The organism is Bizionia sediminis, assembly GCF_042684585.1.
GTDB classification, from domain to species: domain Bacteria; phylum Bacteroidota; class Bacteroidia; order Flavobacteriales; family Flavobacteriaceae; genus Algorimicrobium; species Algorimicrobium sediminis.
The window spans coordinates 682,377-696,854 of the sequence record NZ_JBHULS010000002.1; the positions used below are offsets into that span (position 1 = coordinate 682,377).

The window sequence follows — 14,478 nt, forward strand, 5'->3', positions numbered from 1 at the left end:
AAAACAGCTTTGCTTTAAAACAGGTTTAAGCACGCTTTTTGCCTACAAATCTTATAACACGCGCTTGGCCGTTATGGTATAGCCCTTCTTGTAAGGTAACTTCTTGTTCTTCCAATTGGATAATATCGAAATCTGAAAATAGTTGTGCCATTTCTTCGGTGGTAAACAACATATTTTTATCGCCTGGGCCACCAACTTCTGGATTTTTTTCGCGAAGTTCTAAATTAGTTACCGCAAAACCTTCCAATATAATATAGCCATTTGGTTTTACGAGTGTGGCCAATTGGCGGTGTAAGCTGTTTTTAATGTCTGCTGGAAAATGCGCGTATATTAAGGCAAGCGCATCAAAACTAGCAGGTTTTAAATTAAGGTCATCCAGGGTTCCAACTTGGTAGTTTATTTTTACGCGCTCTGTGTTAGCCAAGGCTAAAGCCTTTTTCTGGCCGGCGTCGCTAATGTCGAAGGCAACAACATCCAAGCCTAATTTAGCAGCGTAAACAGCGTTTCGACCTTCGCCTTCGGCTGGTAATAAAATGCTGCCCGATAATTGTAAGGTTTCCAAGGTGTCTTTAAAAAAAGTATTGGGCGTTGTGCCATAGGCAAAAGCGGCGTTTTGGTAACGACTATTCCAAAATTCTTTCATGATTTTATATCTTTTTTCTAACGATTCAGTTTGTTTGGAAAGATACTAAATAAAACAAAAAAAGACTAGTATTACAGAGGCTTTAACCCGCGTTTATGGCCAACTGCTAATGTTAGGAACAAGCGCTAAAATGGCTGGCATATCCGATATAAAAGCTATTTTATAAAGCGCTGTTTTCTGATTGCTGGAGTAGTATTTAACGGTTAATATGTTATTTTTAGAATCGTATAAAAAGGTATTGGTAGGAGTGGTTCCAGAAGCAGTTAATTTAAAATTGGGTACCAGCTGCTTGGCAAGTGTATGAAATCGCTTATTGGAAATTCCTTGTTGGTTGGTAATTTCAATACCAGTAACTAAATGCGCTTGGTTATAAGTAAATTGAATGGTTTCTGTGGAGGTTAGCTTTTTTAGCTCTACCGTACTGTTTTTCGTATTAAATTGTGTTAAGTTAGCTTGGCCATATGTTTGCTGAATGCTGCTATACGACACATGTAGTTGCGAAAATCCAGCAAAAGTGGCCATTATAAAAAGTACTGTTAAAAAGTGTTTTATGTTTAGCATGGGTTGTTAATACGACCAAAATTATAATAGAGTAAAAGGTAGTTATAAAATAACAATAACGAAAATCTAAATCAGGTTTTTAGTAATTATGGTAACCTGGCACCGTGAATTAGCCTTAAGGCTTCTTTATAAATAGTTGTGTTTCATACAAAAAAAGCAGGCCGCACAATCACCACATTTGGTTTTTTTGCAAACACATAAGCCAACGCTCAAAAAATCAAAAGAGCTATTTCTAGCCTTTGCGCTTTAGAAAATATTGAAAAGATTGTGAATAAAAATATAGAAACTGACCGACCAAAACAGCAAACTTTATTAACTTGTACGGTTAAATGAGAGATAATGATTAAAGAAAGAATTGATATAGAAAACATTGACAGACAGCTATTTGAAATAAAAGTAGTTGAACCAGACAACTCTAAACCTGCTTCTTTTACGCATTATTTGCATAATCATAAAAATGGAGTTTCTCAAGTTTACAAAAAAGATGCTCTTTCTTACGTAAAAGAAATTCTTGAAAAAAAATATCCAACCGAAAAAGTAACAAATGAAGTTGCTGAAGAAGCTCTACAATACTTAATTTTTGACCTCAATAAATCTGTTCCTTTTCCAGCACCCGAAGAACCAAAATTTAAGTTTATCGACCTTTTTGCCGGCATTGGCGGATTTCGTTTAGCGTTTCAAAATCTCGAAGGAAAATGTGTTTTCACTAGCGAATGGGATAAGTATTCAAAACAAACCTATAAAGCTAATTTTGGAGAAATTCCGTTTGGAGACATAACCAAACCTGAAACAAAAAATTATATTCCAGATAATTTTGATGTGCTATGTGCAGGTTTTCCTTGCCAGGCATTTTCAATTGCAGGAAGACGTAGCGGGTTTGAAGACACAAGAGGAACATTGTTTTTTGACGTGGCAGAAATCATAAAAAAGAAACAACCAAAAGCTATTTTTCTCGAAAATGTAAAAGGTTTAAGGAACCACGATAAAGGAAAAACATTAACGACAATTTTAAATGTACTTCGAGAAGATTTGGGCTATTTTGTTCCTGAACCTCAAATATTAAATGCTAAAGACTTTGGCGTTCCTCAAAATCGTGAACGAATTTTTATCGTAGGTTTCCGCAAGGATTTAGGAATAACAGATTTTCAGTATCCAGAACCGACTAATAAAAACGCAGTTTTAGACGATATTTTGGAAGAAAAAGAAGTTTCTGTAAAATATTACTTATCGACAACATACGTCCAAACTTTAAAAAACCACAGAGCAAGACACGAAAGCAAAGGCAATGGATTTGGTTACGAAATAATTCCAAATGATGGAACTGCAAATGCAGTTGTTTGTGGTGGAATGGGCAGAGAACGAAATTTAGTTTTTGATGATAGACTGACAAATTTTAAGCCAGTCACAAATATTTCAGGCGAAGTTAATCGTGAAGGAATTAGAAAAATGACGCCACGAGAATGGGCAAGATTACAAGGCTTTCCAGATAATTTTAAAATTATAGTTTCAGATGCACAAGCATACAAACAATTCGGAAATTCAGTTGCAGTTCCCGCAATTCAAGCAACAGCAGAAAAAATTATTGAAAAACTTCAAGCACAATGAAACTAGAATTAGACAATAAATCGATATTTGTTAGTTTAGGCTCTGAGATAGATTCTAATAGATTTTCACAGATATCTACCAATGCAAAAATAGTTGAACTTCACAAACCAAACGATTTTATATATTTCGAAGTAGAAAATATCTCTTCTGCAAAAAAGCTGTGTAAAAAATTCATAGCTGAATTTAATTTAGGTGGTTCAAATTGGATTGGAGGAAGAGTGATAGATGAAAAGTTCAATTTTATTGCAAAAGTATCTTATAATGGAAGAGTTTGGGACAATGAGGATTGGAGCAAAGCGAAAGAAATTGAATTATGATTACCGGAAATAAAGGAGAATGGAGCGAAATTTATGCGCTTTTCAAATTATTAGGCGACAAACAATTATTTCTTGGCAACAAAGACATTGAAAAATTAGAAGGTTTAGTTTACCCAATTATCAAAATACTTCGCACCGAAAATAGTGGTGATTTTGAATACTCAATCCAAGATGAGATTATTTTAGTTTCGGGAGATGAAGAAGTTTTAAAAATTCCTATTTCAGACTTTAAAGACAAAGCTCTTTTTCTTTTAAATGCAATCAAGCAAAATAAAGAAAGGACTTTTTCAGTTCCAGAAATTGAGGAATTTATGCAATCCATAAGTTGTGTTTCCTTAAAAGCTAGTTCTACTGCAAAAACTGATATTACAATTGTTGTTCACGACCAAAGAACCAATCAACAACCTACATTGGGATTTAGTATAAAATCACAACTTGGAAGCCCTTCTACTCTACTCAATGCAGGTAAAACGACAAACTTTATTTATAAAATTGTTGGTGCAAATTTAAGTGAAGACGAAATTGAGCAAATCAACTCTATTGCTTCAAGAAGTAAAATAATGGATAGAATCGTTCAAATTCAAAAGAATGGCGGACAATTTGATTTTATAAAAACAGAACGACAAATATTTTCAAATAATTTAGTTCTAATAGACAGTTTACTACCAGAGATTTTATCGCAAATCGTTTTTGATTTTTATTCAACTGAATTTTCACATTTAACCGCTTTAGTACACAAAACGGCTGACAAAAATCCATTACACTTTGATATTGAAAACGAACATAAGTTTTACGAATACAAAATAAAACGCTTCCTTACTGATGTTGCACTTGGAATGATGCCCTCGAAAGTATGGACAGGAAAATATGATGCGACAGGCGGATATTTAATCGTGAAAGAAAATGGAGACGTTTTATGTTATCATATTTACAACAGAAATGAATTTGAAGATTACTTGCTAAATAATACAAAGCTCGACACAGCAAGTTCCGCCCGCCACGGATTTGGAAAAATTTACGAGGAAAACGGAGAATTATATTTTAACCTGAATTTGCAAATTAGGTTTACGAAATAGCCAGCGCTTAAAGCCATACACATTTCCAATTACTCACGAGTTTTAAATTTTGTCTCTGGAGTTCGTGAACTTCGTTTCGCACCAGCCAACTCTCAAGCCAAAAATTGCAAAAGAGTATGTCTTTGCCAACGCTGAAAACCAGGCAGAACGGAATAAAGCCAGTGTACAACAACGTGCATAAAAAATAGCGGTTTAATCGCTTAATCGAAAGAAAATAAATAATTTAAGGTTCCTGTTAAACTGAAAAATTAGTGCACAAGACACTAACTTAAGATATACAAAACCGGTACTACAAGAAATTAGTGTAATTATTTTTGGTGGAATGGATTGTTTATGATCTGTGTTATTTAACCTAGGTAATTCCTTTTAATCCTAATAAAATAGGGGACTACCATAGCTTAACAACCAAATACGCTACATAAAATTATCCATTTACAAACGACTACAAACAGTTACAAACGAATTTAAATAGGTAACTACCGACTACTATTGGTAAGGGGTTGCATCTTTGCCTTGTTGATTTGACCGAATGATTTTCAACATAATTAAATCCTTATCTTATGAATACGTTAAGAAATCAAGTACAATTAATTGGAAGATTGGGCCAGGACCCAGAAATTATCACTTTTGAAGACGGTGGTAAAATAGCTAAATTTAGTTTGGCTACAGACGATAGTTACAAGGACAAACAGGGAAACAAAATAGAAAGGACTTATTGGCATTCTGTTGTTGTTAAAAACGGCCTTGTAAAGGTGGTAGAAAATTACGTAACCAAAGGAAAAGAAATTGCCATTATGGGCAAACTAACAAATAAATCGTGGAGCGATAAAGACGGTAACAAACGCTATAATACCGAAATTGTGTGCAACGAATTGCTGCTTCTAGGTAAGTAGTGCGTTAGTTAGGAAGGAAAAAGCCGTAGTAATTTGCTACGGCTTTTTTTATGCTACTTCTTTTAGCAAATCAAAACAAGGGCATTTGCCACAGCGTTTGGATTCGCTTTTTCTATATTTTTCGCAACATTTGCTTTTTACCTTTTTTGGTTTCGGAATAACGCCCGCTTCATACAAGGCTTTTAAAGCTTTTTTTTGTTTCTTCTTGTCTTTTTTTTTGCCCACACCAAACTGACTATTAGTTGTTCAGGCAAAAATAGTTATTTTTATTAATTCTAAATAAATTTAAATGTTAAAAATTATACTGGCCCAGGAGCTGCAGCTGTGCTAACGGTTAGTTGCTCAATATCTCTATCAAATAAATACAAGCCACCTTTGTCGTTTCCAATTAAATTAATTTTGTCTAAAATCATACGTGCCATAGCTTCTTCTTCTATTTGTTCAGATACATACCACTGTAAAAAGTTGTGCGTAGCGTAGTCCTTTTCTTGTAAACTTATATGAACTAGCTCGTTAATGCTTTCAGAAACAAAAATTTCGTGCTCCAGTAATTTTTCAAACATTTCCTGAAACGAATTGAAGGTTACATTAGGCTCTTTTAAATCCGAAATATGCGCGTGTCCGCCACGTTCATTTACAAATTTTATAAGCTTCAACATATGATCGCGTTCCTCTTGCGATTGTGCAAACATAAAATTAGCAACCCCTTCTAGGCCTTTTACTTCTGCCCAACAGGCCATTGCTAAATATATTTGAGCCGACTCGGCTTCTACCCTAATTTGGGCATTAAGTGCTTTTTCAATGCTTTTTGATACCATAATTTAAATATTTACGTAAAGTTACATATTTTCTGAAGGCTATACCATTTAAAAATTCTTAAAAAATAGTAGACCTATTTATTTAATGAGAAACTAATTTTAATCCAATAATGGAGGCAATAAGGGTGGTAATAAAAAAGAGTCGCCAAAAATGAACAGGTTCTTTAAAAATAAAGATACCCACTAGTACGGTGCCTATGGCGCCAATTCCGGTCCATACGGCGTAGGCTGTGCCAATAGGCAAGCTCTGGGTGGCTTTTACTAAAAGTACCATGCTTATGGTTAAACATATTAAGAAACCTATAAACCAATAGGTAGCCGTGACACCGGTGGATGTTTTAAATTTCCCCAAACAGGCCGCAAAAGCTACTTCAAATAATCCGGCAATTACCAGTGCTATCCAATTCATAATTATGCATTAAGAAGGCTTAAGGTAGTTACTTTTTCTGAAATTTTAAAAAGGCAGTTTTGGGTTTTCTATTAACTAATACACGATGCAGTTGTTTCTCGAAAAAAGTAATTCGAATACCAAAAAGTAATGTTAATCCGCCAAATACCATTTGCAGGGTAATGGTTTCATCCAATAACAACCAGGCCAATATAGAAGCTAAAATTCCTTGTGCCAACAAACTTACAGATACCCGTGTGGCACGCATGTTTTTAGTGGCAAAACTAATTAGTAGCCAAGCCAGTAACTGACAAACAACTGCTTGCACAACTAAAACAAACCAGCCCATATTGGAAAAGCCTGAAAAGGGTTCGTTAAGGGCATAACTTAAACCAGCCAAATACAGGGAGGATGCCCCAAGTGTAATGGTCATAAAACTCAACACATTCATGTGTTTTAGCGTTTCCTTGCTAATTAACATGTAAAAGGCATAAAACACGCCTGAAAGAATGCCAAAGCTAAAAGCTAAATCGAAATCTAAATTGCGAAATACCGAAAAACCAACCAACAAAATCATGCCAAAAACAGCTACTAGCGTTCCTATCCAGAAATTGGCACGTGGTTTATCCTTCAAAAAAAACAGGGCTAAAACACCAACCCAAACTGGCGATAAATTAGTAAGTAAAGATGCTTGGGTAGCCGTGGATTCTTGTATGGCAATATTCCAAACGGCCACATCGCTACCAAAAATAATACCACAAGCTACAGCTAATAACCCCACTTTTAAACTGGGAACCTTAAAGGCTTTTTTCCATAAAACAAAGGGCAGTATAAGTATAAATGAAAATAACATTCTATAAAATGCCGAAATAACACCAGGGGTTAAATTCAATTTCACCAAAATAGGAAAAACAGAAATACATAGAATGCCTATTAACAGGGCTAATTGCGCTTTTTTCATAGCTATAAACACTTAAAATTTACAAGCTGCAAATGTACGCTGCAAGGTTAGGACTTATTGGTAGAAAATTGGCAATTTCTTCCTAAATATTATCCTGTTATTAGCCTGTAATAAAAATATAGGCAATTTTGTATAAGTTTTTAAGGAAGAAAAAAAAGTATAGTAACATCTAAAAACGCATATTAAAACACACTTATTTAAAAGAATATATTTTGTGCTAGTCTGAAAGTATTGGCATGCGCCTCTACAATGGTTTTTATTTCGGGCGAGTACCCACCACCCATACTACACATAACAGGAATATTTAAACTTTTACAGGTTTGTAACACAAAGCGGTCGCGTTCTTTGCAGCCTTCTAGGGTGAGTGCTAATTTTCCTAACTTATCGGAGGCCATAACATCTACACCACACAAATAATAAATAAAATCGGGTTTTTCTTGCGCAATAAGTTTGGGTAGTGTTTCTGTTAATATGTTTAAGTATGTGGTGTCGTTGGTGTTGTTTTCTAAGGCAATATCCAAATCGCTTGTCTCTTTTTTAAAAGGATAATTACTTTTACCGTGCATAGAGAAGGTAAATACCGAGCTGTCATTCTGAAAAATTTCGGCAGTTCCATTGCCTTGATGCACATCCAAATCGACAATTAGAATTTTTTTCGCCAAGTTATGAACTTGTAGGTATCTTGCTCCAATAGCTTGATCATTAAGCATACAAAATGCTTCGCCACGGTTGCTATAAGCATGATGTGTGCCACCCGCTATATTCATAGAAATTCCATGTTCTAGAGCATATTTACTGGCTTTTATGGTACCATCGGCAATAATAATTTCGCGAGTTACTAATGCGTCACTTAAAGGAAATCCAATTTTTCGGGCAGCTTTTGGGTCTAAAGTTAATTGCCTTAAATCGTTAAAATAGCCTGCTGTATGAACCCGCAAAATAGGCGCATCGTCAAGCAATTCTGGTTGAAAAAAATTGGCGGCTGTGCAAGTACCTTCATAACGCAATTGTTGCGGTAGTAAATCGTATTTCAACATGGGAAACCTGTGTCCTTCAGGTAAGGGGTGCTTGTATATTGGATGATAGGCAATATGCAACATAACTGCGGTTCTTTTTAATTAGCGAAAGTATAAAGAAAGTCCTTGTTTACAAAAGAGGAATTGGGTGTAATGTAAAAAAGCCATCAACATGTGATGGCTTTTTTAATAAAAAAAAGATGTTATTTTTTTATAACTTTTTTGGTTACGGTTCCGGCATTTGTTTCAATAACCAAAAGATACATACCTGCCGAAAGATTACTGGCATCTAGGGTGTTGCTAGTAGATAAGTTTGCTGTAAAAAGCGCCACACCATTTAAGTTATGTACAGTGGCTTTTTTAAGCATAGCAGCCGATTTAATAGTTATATTATTGGTAAATACTGTAGGATATACGCTTACAGTTGCCGTATTTAAAGTATTCTCTGGTACCGATAATAGGTAGCCAAAAATAGGATAGCCGTCGTTTACATTCGGATCTATGGCCCATAAACTTTCAGTATTGCCTGTGTTTAAAAGTGCTACAAACGCTTCGGTTTTCATATCGGCAGAGGTGCGTCCTTCAATGTCGTAAGTGGTAGGTGCCCCTAAAAAGCCACCAACGCCCTCGGTATTGTTACTGGTTTCAATATCGAAATAGGAGTTTTCAATACTAATAGGTCCGGCACCAAAGGCACCAATAACGCCTCCTTGAAATTCTGGAGCACTTACTGTTCCAGTAGCATATGTGTTAAACATGGTTAACGTAACTTCAGCACCGCCATAAACACCTCCAGCGCGTCCGCCTGTAGCTGTAATATTAGCTCTGGAATAGCTGTTTTCCAGTATGTTTTCAGACTCATTAAAAATGGAAAAAGTGCAATAACCAACTACGCCACCAATTAAAAAGCTACCAGATACACTGCCTTCACTAAAACATTGGGAAATGGTGGTATTGTTATAAGCTGTTCCAGTAACACCTCCTACCTGACTAAAGCCTTCAACGGTACCAATAAACGAGCAACGGGTTATGGTTGAATTGGTTAATACACCCCTACTAAACCGCCTATATTGTAATCCAATCCAGTTATAAGTCCGTTGGTAACGTGGCAATCTTCTAAACTGCTATTAGTAGATAAGTTACCCACTAGAACACCTGCAGTATCCATAGCATTTATAGTAGCCGTATTAATTTTTATTTGCGAAATATTGGCGTTTTCTGCCTGACCAAAAAGGCCTACAAAGCTGCCCGAACTATTAATAAATAAATTACTAATGGTAAAACTACCGCCATTAAAAGTGCCCGAGAAAGGAAAATCTATGTTAACGCCTATTGGTACCCATAAATGCGCTTCCAGGTTAATGTTGTTATTTAGCGTTATGGTTTTTCCGGCAAAGTTGTTTCCGGCGGCCACTAATTGGGCAACACCTGCTAAAGCTTCTGCACTAGAAATGGTAAAATTATTCTGGTTGGCATCGTACCAGCTGGTGTCTGCGTAGTCTGCCCACGAAGTGGTTGGCATGGTTTGCGCCTGATTTGTAACTGTAGCAGCTACAAAAAGTAATAATAAATAGTAGAATTTTTGCATAGTTGTGTTGTTTATATTTGGCGTGAAGATATTGAAAATGGTTAAATATTTCCGCGTATAAAGTGGCAATTTTAGGGGCAAATTGGCAATTTAAACACTAAAAACACAGCTTCAGTTTTTTAAGGTTCTACTTTATTTACACAACACGGGTTTTATTAAAGTTGCTAAAAAGCTCCGGTAACAAACAACCCCGCACGCGGGCGCCATGCGGTTGTTGTTAAATGCGGTTAGTGTTCTAGTTTTAGTTGAATACGTTTACGCGGCACATCTACCTCTAAAACTTTAACCAATACTTGTTGGTGTAAAGCAACGTGCGCGTTTACATCGCTTACAAAACTATCGGCTAAATTGGATACGTGTATTAAACCACTTTCTTTAATACCAATATCTACAAAGGCACCAAAATTGGTAATATTATTTACAATACCCGGTAAAAGTTGTCCCGGTGCAACATCGGTTATACTGGTAATATTTTTATTAAAGCTAAATACTTTGGCTTGTTCCCTAATATCTAGCCCCGGCTTTTCTAACTCTTTTAAAATATCTTGCAGGGTTGGTAAGCCCACACTATTGGAACAATAGGCGGATAAGTTTATTTTTTTAAGAACCTCGCTCTTGCCAATTAATTCTGATATAGGCATACCCAAATCTGTTGCCATTTTTTCAACTATTGGGTAACTTTCAGGATGAACAGCCGAATCGTCTAAAGGATTGTTAGACGACTTAATTCTTAAAAAAGCAGCGCTTTGTTCAAAAGCTTTATCGCCTAAACGGGGTACATTTTTAATAGCCTGTCTGGTTTTAAAAACGCCTGTTTCTTTTCGGTAGTTTACAATGTTTTCGGCCAATTTAGGGCCAATACCAGACACATAACTTAACAAGGATTTACTGGCCGTATTTATGTTAACACCTACTGCATTTACGCAGTTTTCAACGACTCTGTCTAATTCTTTTTGCAACTTTACTTGGTCCACATCGTGCTGGTATTGGCCAACCCCAATAGATTTGGCATCTATTTTAACCAATTCGGCAAGGGGGTCTTGTAAGCGCCTACCTATGGATACCGCACCCCTAACAGTAATATCGTAATTAGGAAACTCTTCGCGTGCAATTTTAGAAGCCGAATAAATACTGGCTCCAGCTTCGCTAACAACAAACACCTGAAGCTTGTTTTTTAAATGAATTTTTCTAATTAGCGCTTCGGTTTCTCGGGAAGCGGTGCCGTTTCCGATTGCAATGGCTTCTATTTTGTATGCTTCTGCAAGGGCGCTAATCTTTTTCATAGCGCCCAACGCATCATTTTTTGGAGCGTGCGGGTAGATGGTTTCATTGTATAACAAATTGCCTTGAGCATCCAAACAAACCAGCTTACACCCAGATCGAAATCCAGGATCTATGGCTAATACCCGTTTTTCACCTAAAGGCGAACCAAGTAATAGTTGCTGCAAATTTTTTGCAAAAACCTGAATGGCACTAGCGTCTGCTTTTTCTTTTGCTTTTTGCAGGGCTTCGTTGGCTAAAGATGGAAATAATAAACGTTTATAGGCATCCTGAATAGCTAGCTGAATGGCTTGAGCGCAGGCATTGTGCGTTTTTAATATTTTTGCCTCTAATCTATTTATAATGCGGTTGGTATCTAAATTAATTTTGAACTTTATAAACCCCTCTTTTTCTGCGCGTAAAATGGCAAGTAGCCGGTGCGAAGGTATGCGGTTTAAGGCTTCTTCCCATTCAAAATAATCGCGAAATTTTTGTGCATCGGGCGTATCTTTTTTCGTTTTAATAACGCTTGTTACCAACATGGCGTGGCGCTCTAATTGTTTTCTAATGTAATTTCGGAGGTCTGTGCGTTCATTTAACCATTCAGCTATAATATGCCTAGCGCCTTCCAAGGCCAATTCTGTTGAGGTAATAGTGCCTTTTACATATGGTTGGGCGGCAGCCTCCAGATTAGCTGTGTTTTGGCTCATAATAATTTTTGCCAAAGGCTCTAACCCGTTTTTCCGAGCGGTTTCCGCTTTTGTTTTTCTACTTTTTTTGAAGGGTAAATACAAGTCCTCCAAAACTGTTAGGTCATGAGTAGCTGCAATGGCTTGTTGCAAGGTGGCACTTAAAGCACCTTGTTCTTCTAGCGCTTTTAAAATGGTGTTTTTTCGTTTTTCTAAAGCTTCAAACTGCTCTTTGAAGGTTACAATTTCACCAATTTGAACATCGGTTAAATCACCAGTTTGCTCCTTGCGATACCTGGCAATAAAAGGTACAGTACAGGCATCATTTAAAAGGTTTACGGTGTTTTTTACGCTCTGTTCTGGTAAATTTGTTTGGGCTATAATATAGGATAAAACAGTCATTAGTGCTTTTGAAATAAGGTGTAAATATAGGGGCGTTTGCCGCCAAACGGATTTATAAATGTGTAATTAAAGCTTGAAATTAGTTTGAAATTGGGTCCTAATTTAGTTTGTAACATTGCCGTATCATAGCGTTTTAAATTTAAGCCACAGCATTTTTCAGCACCATTGGTGGCAAAAACAGCTATTAAAACAAAACCATTTTTAGAAACCATGCGCCTTACCAAATTAAAATAGGCCTCTTGTTCTTTTTCGGTAAGAAAAAAGTGCAAAACAGCACGGTCTATCCATAAATCAACTGTTTCTAAATGCTGTAATTTTTGCGGATTGGTTAAATCGTCTTCAACACAGTTTAAGTTGTAATTGTGCGAGGCTTTAATGCGTTTTTGAAGTTTTTGTAAGGCAACGGCACTTAAATCGTTTGCTATTAAATTGGTGTATCCTGCGTTTAAAAGTGTGTCGATTAAAGTAGTGGTTCCGGAACCTACATTTAATATTCTGGCTTGTTTATTAAGATTTGTTTCATGTACCAATTTCATGGTTTGCTCGGGGTTGGCTTCAAACCAACCTAATTCTGTATCGTCTTTGTTATAAGCCGTGTTCCAATGAGTTTGTAATGGGGTTGCCATATAGCTTCTGTTTTGTAAGTTTGGTACTGGTATTAAAACCGAAAAGTATAAAAAAAACCCCGAAGTACATAAACCCCGAGGTAATAGCTTTGTTGTAGGTTTTAAAACTTTATATCGTGGCTTTAAAAACAGCCAAGGGCATCATTTTAGCTTTATTTAGGGTCATGGTGTTGTTATTTACCGAAAAATTATCGGAGGTATTTAAAACTTCTAAAAAATTTGTTTCAATGGCCATGTCCTCATCTGGACAGGCTTTCATGGTAGTTGCTAATTCCGACAGTTCCAACTGAAATTCATTGGTTATTTTAAAAGTTCCGTTAAAACTGTTACATCCTGTACTGCCATAAACATTGTTGGTGTTGGTTTCAAAGGCTATAAAAGCATCGGACTCTGTAATATCTTGGCCCATAAGTTTTACTAATTTCCATCTGGTACTGGTTAGGCTTGTTACCTGATTGGTGGATGTGGTTTGCTTGGTTAAAATATAAAAGTTAGCTAGCGAACCGGTTACTACATTGCCGGATTTATCCAGTTGAATTAGTTTATTTTCGCCAACTTTGTAGCGCGTTTCATTTTCGTCGGACAGTAAAATAGTTTGGCCATCGTCTTCCCATTTATAATAGCCGCGTGTTTCAAAAACAGCATCTTTTTTACCTAAATACTCGGCAACAGCATCGTATGACATGTCGTCGTTTAGTCTAATGGTGGTTTTTATTCCATCGCAATCGGCACAGGGTAGGGTGCCGGTGTAAGTGCCCTTCCAATCTAATGAAATCTGACTGGTATGGTGGTCTGGTTTGGGTTCGGGAGTTGTTGTTTTTACCGTTTCGGCAGGTGTTTGCTCTTCTTTGGTATGGTTACAAGCTTGGGTTATAAACAAGCCTAGTAGTATGAATAGAACTTGATACGTTTTCATTGGTAATGGTATTTAGTTATTGGTTTGTTGTTTTGCATTTTCAATCATTTGTTCGTTTGGAACAATGGCAATATTAACACGTCTGTTTTTGGCCCGGCCGGCTGCAGTAGCGTTATCGGCTATGGGTTGTTCCTCGCCAAACCAATGTGTTGTTAAGCGGCTGCTACTAATGCCTTTTACATCTTTAAAATAATTAGTAACCGCAAAAGCTCTGTTTTTGGAAAGCGTCATGTTGTAGGTTTCATTTCCGTTGCTATCTGTGTGGCCAACAATTAATAAATTAGTATCTGGGTAGTCCTTAAATATGGCAGCTAATTTATCTAAATTTGCTTTGGATTTCGCATTAATGTTATATTTTTCTGTTTCAAAATACACACCACTGTTTTCATCAAAAGTTACTACAATACCTTGGTCTACGCGTTCAACAGTAGCACCAGGAACCTCTTGCTCTATACGTTGTGCTTGTTTGTCCATTTGGTTACCAATAATAACACCAGCGCCACCGCCAACCACACCGCCAATTACGGCACCTAATTCTGAATTGCCACGCCCCACATTATTACCAATTATGGCGCCTAAAATAGCACCACCTGTGGCGCCAATAGCGGCACCTTTTTGCTTGTTATTGGCATTTTGTATGGCTTTACAATTGGTAAAACTTACGGCTAAAACGCTTACTAGCGTTAAAATTTTAAATTGATGTATCAGGGTTTTCATAG

The 14,478-nt window shown here is 36.5% G+C and carries 16 protein-coding genes; 4 read left to right on the forward strand and 12 right to left on the reverse strand.

Translation table 11 applies throughout. The features are described from left to right. Positions 1-25: 25 nt before the first annotated feature. Together ACFSQP_RS07450 and ACFSQP_RS07455 are read right to left on the reverse strand one after the other, a co-directional pair. Entirely contained in the window at positions 26-643 is a 618-nt protein-coding gene (locus ACFSQP_RS07450; protein ID WP_376892961.1) for a class I SAM-dependent methyltransferase, read from the reverse strand. A 93-nt stretch (positions 644-736) separates the two neighbouring features. Next, the gene (locus ACFSQP_RS07455; RefSeq protein WP_376892963.1) at positions 737-1,204 is read right to left on the reverse strand and encodes a hypothetical protein; all 468 of its coding nucleotides are present in this window, start codon (positions 1,202-1,204) and stop codon (positions 737-739) included. A gap of 339 nt (positions 1,205-1,543) precedes the next feature. Between ACFSQP_RS07455 and ACFSQP_RS07460 the strand changes: the two genes are divergently transcribed. The 4 genes from ACFSQP_RS07460 (at position 1,544) to ACFSQP_RS07475 (ending at position 5,095) form a co-directional block, all read left to right on the forward strand. Continuing rightward, positions 1,544-2,809 carry a DNA cytosine methyltransferase gene (locus ACFSQP_RS07460; RefSeq protein WP_376892965.1) on the forward strand — a complete coding sequence of 422 codons (1,266 nt, stop codon included), beginning with the start codon at positions 1,544-1,546 and terminating at the stop codon, positions 2,807-2,809. Beyond that, positions 2,806-3,126, forward strand: coding sequence for a hypothetical protein (locus ACFSQP_RS07465; protein ID WP_376892967.1), 321 nt, complete (start codon positions 2,806-2,808; stop codon positions 3,124-3,126). The genes ACFSQP_RS07460 and ACFSQP_RS07465 overlap by 4 nt, the downstream gene beginning before the upstream one ends. Further along, on the forward strand, positions 3,123-4,202 hold the full coding sequence (locus tag ACFSQP_RS07470; RefSeq protein ID WP_376892969.1) for an HpaII family restriction endonuclease: 1,080 nt from the start codon (positions 3,123-3,125) through the stop codon (positions 4,200-4,202). Before ACFSQP_RS07465 ends, ACFSQP_RS07470 begins: the two co-directional genes overlap by 4 nt. Positions 4,203-4,762: 560 nt before the next feature. Then, the gene (locus ACFSQP_RS07475) at positions 4,763-5,095 is read left to right on the forward strand and encodes a single-stranded DNA-binding protein (protein WP_376892971.1); all 333 of its coding nucleotides are present in this window, start codon (positions 4,763-4,765) and stop codon (positions 5,093-5,095) included. A gap of 299 nt (positions 5,096-5,394) precedes the next feature. Here ACFSQP_RS07475 and ACFSQP_RS07480 read toward each other — a convergent pair whose 3' ends face one another. The 10 genes from ACFSQP_RS07480 to ACFSQP_RS07525 all read right to left on the reverse strand — a co-directional run bounded on the left by ACFSQP_RS07480 (position 5,395) and on the right by ACFSQP_RS07525 (position 14,476). Continuing rightward, positions 5,395-5,913 (reverse strand): ferritin, encoded by a 519-nt coding sequence (locus ACFSQP_RS07480; RefSeq protein ID WP_376892973.1) that lies wholly within the window; start codon positions 5,911-5,913, stop codon positions 5,395-5,397. 82 nt (positions 5,914-5,995) lie between these two features. Next, positions 5,996-6,322 carry a DMT family transporter gene (locus ACFSQP_RS07485; RefSeq protein WP_376892975.1) on the reverse strand — a complete coding sequence of 109 codons (327 nt, stop codon included), beginning with the start codon at positions 6,320-6,322 and terminating at the stop codon, positions 5,996-5,998. 28 nt (positions 6,323-6,350) lie between these two features. Beyond that, positions 6,351-7,262, reverse strand: a complete 912-nt coding sequence (locus ACFSQP_RS07490) for a DMT family transporter (RefSeq protein WP_376892977.1) — start codon at positions 7,260-7,262, stop codon at positions 6,351-6,353. Between the two features lie 197 nt (positions 7,263-7,459). Then, positions 7,460-8,362, reverse strand: a complete 903-nt coding sequence (locus tag ACFSQP_RS07495; RefSeq protein ID WP_376892979.1) for a histone deacetylase family protein — start codon at positions 8,360-8,362, stop codon at positions 7,460-7,462. 119 nt (positions 8,363-8,481) lie between these two features. Further along, positions 8,482-9,390 carry a T9SS type A sorting domain-containing protein gene (locus ACFSQP_RS07500; protein ID WP_376892981.1) on the reverse strand — a complete coding sequence of 303 codons (909 nt, stop codon included), beginning with the start codon at positions 9,388-9,390 and terminating at the stop codon, positions 8,482-8,484. Then, entirely contained in the window at positions 9,321-9,866 is a 546-nt protein-coding gene (locus ACFSQP_RS07505) for a hypothetical protein (protein WP_376892983.1), read from the reverse strand. Before ACFSQP_RS07505 ends, ACFSQP_RS07500 begins: the two co-directional genes overlap by 70 nt. A gap of 227 nt (positions 9,867-10,093) precedes the next feature. Continuing rightward, positions 10,094-12,217, reverse strand: a complete 2,124-nt coding sequence (locus ACFSQP_RS07510; protein WP_376892985.1) for a Tex family protein — start codon at positions 12,215-12,217, stop codon at positions 10,094-10,096. Then, complete coding sequence (locus ACFSQP_RS07515) at positions 12,217-12,843, reverse strand: class I SAM-dependent methyltransferase (protein ID WP_376892987.1); 627 nt, start codon at positions 12,841-12,843, stop codon at positions 12,217-12,219. Before ACFSQP_RS07515 ends, ACFSQP_RS07510 begins: the two co-directional genes overlap by 1 nt. A gap of 109 nt (positions 12,844-12,952) precedes the next feature. Further along, positions 12,953-13,759 carry a copper resistance protein NlpE N-terminal domain-containing protein gene (locus ACFSQP_RS07520; protein ID WP_376892989.1) on the reverse strand — a complete coding sequence of 269 codons (807 nt, stop codon included), beginning with the start codon at positions 13,757-13,759 and terminating at the stop codon, positions 12,953-12,955. 12 nt (positions 13,760-13,771) lie between these two features. Further along, entirely contained in the window at positions 13,772-14,476 is a 705-nt protein-coding gene (locus ACFSQP_RS07525; protein ID WP_376892992.1) for an OmpA family protein, read from the reverse strand. Positions 14,477-14,478: the final 2 nt, after the last annotated feature.